2 protein-coding genes are annotated in these 1,613 nt (G+C 37.2%); both read right to left on the bottom strand.

The window, feature by feature from the left end; genetic code table 11:
* Positions 1 to 254: 254 nt before the first annotated feature.
* On the bottom strand, positions 255 to 713 hold the full coding sequence (locus F6K40_RS40100) for an EVE domain-containing protein (RefSeq protein ID WP_293145883.1): 459 nt from the start codon (positions 711 to 713) through the stop codon (positions 255 to 257).
* Positions 714 to 1,345: 632 nt separating this feature from the next.
* The gene (locus F6K40_RS40095; RefSeq protein ID WP_293145880.1) at positions 1,346 to 1,480 is read right to left on the bottom strand and encodes a hypothetical protein; all 135 of its coding nucleotides are present in this window, start codon (positions 1,478 to 1,480) and stop codon (positions 1,346 to 1,348) included.
* Positions 1,481 to 1,613: the final 133 nt, after the last annotated feature.

Genomic DNA, 1,613 nt, shown 5'->3' with positions numbered 1-1,613 from the left:
TAGCATCGTTTGTGTATAGAGTTAAGTCACAACTGGAAGAAACCCTCCTGACTCCTGTACGGACGTTGCATAACAAAAATGCGAACGTCCCTACCTCCTGACTCCTCCATTTTTATTTATAACTATTTAACCGGACATGATATAATTATCCATTAATGAAAGTGCTTTTCAGATTGATGAACCACATCGCCATAACCGAAATCCTGTCAGGGCGATTTTTAAAGTTTTAATGTGAAATAATTGCTTGTACATAATTAATAATTATTATTCATGACTAATATTTTCTCTGCCACATTTTCAGGAATAGGCATTACAGATAATCTATTTCCTTTCTTAACAACTAATAATTCATCCCCACTAAATTGTTGTTTCAAATCAGTTAAAGATATTAACTTAGGAAACTCTTCTACAAATTCTACAGAAACTGTTTGCCAGCGAGGTGCATCAGGAGTAGATTTAGGGTCATAATATTTACTTTCTGGATCGAATTGAGTGGGGTCAGCAATACCACTTTCTAATATTTTTACTAAACCAATAATCCCAGGAGGTATAGTATTAGAATGATAGAAAAATACTAAATCTCCCTGATTCATTTGTCGCAAAAAATTGCGTGCTTGATAATTTCTTACTCCATCCCAAATACAAGTTTTTTCTTGTTTCATATCTGAGATACTGTAAGTTTTTGGTTCTGATTTTATTAGCCAATATTTCATAATTAATAGAGTAGGGAATAGGGAGTAGGAAGCAGGGACGTTGCATAACAAAAATGCGAACATCTCCACTAGGTTATCATTTTTTTATGTTGTTTATCGATTTGAAAACTATAAAATATACCTTTTCCCACAAAACATTAGTAAAACCTAAACCGAACTACCCACAGACACTTGGATAACAGCAACTTGGTCAGAATATATCCAAACTATTGAAGACCCAAGTTACGAAAAAGCCAAAAGTTACTACCACAAAGGAAAACTTAGACAGGACTTACGCAAATTTTTAGACAACACGCTATTCCTAGGAGGGCGAATGCCATTCGCCCCTACAGATGGTGTATGTTTTCATATTTTGCGTAAGTCCTGTTAGAATCGAAATGTCACCATTAGGACACAAACATGGTAGAGATCATGCAGTTATTCTCAGCGCAATTAATCTATTTGCTGCCATCAAAAACATTAATCTTAACTGTATAGAACCCATTTGATATCTCTAGAAAAGAGGGAGTAGGGGAGCGGGGTAGGGACGTTGCTTGAGCATTAATGCGTTTTCTTATAGGGAATGCTGCATCTTACAGAGGAGCTGCGCTAACGCAAACATGTCGCGTAGGGTTAGCGGAGCTTTGCGTCAGCTAAACGTCCGTACGGGAGCGCTCATTTTGGCATTGTTCATTCATTGTCTGAGCTAGAATATTTACAACCCTACATTTTTTGAGTCCTGTACGGACTACACTCTCCACACCTCCCACACCTCCCACACGAACCAACCTCTCATATCAAATCCGGTTGAATAGTTATTGTATAGTTGGGAGTAGGGGAGTAGGGGATAGGGGAGTAGGGGAGATTGAATACTGAAGTAATTATAGAATTATCAACATATACTATATAACCGGATTCTAT

The organism is Okeania sp. SIO3I5 (genome assembly GCF_010672085.1).
Classification (GTDB): Bacteria; Cyanobacteriota; Cyanobacteriia; order Cyanobacteriales; family Microcoleaceae; genus Trichodesmium.
This window is presented reverse-complemented; position numbering and strand designations above follow the sequence as displayed.

Coding starts and splice junctions, on each gene's coding strand:
- F6K40_RS40100 (WP_293145883.1), bottom strand. CDS start 713: ATGAAATATTGGCTAATAAAATCAGAACCAAAAACTTACAGTATCTCA.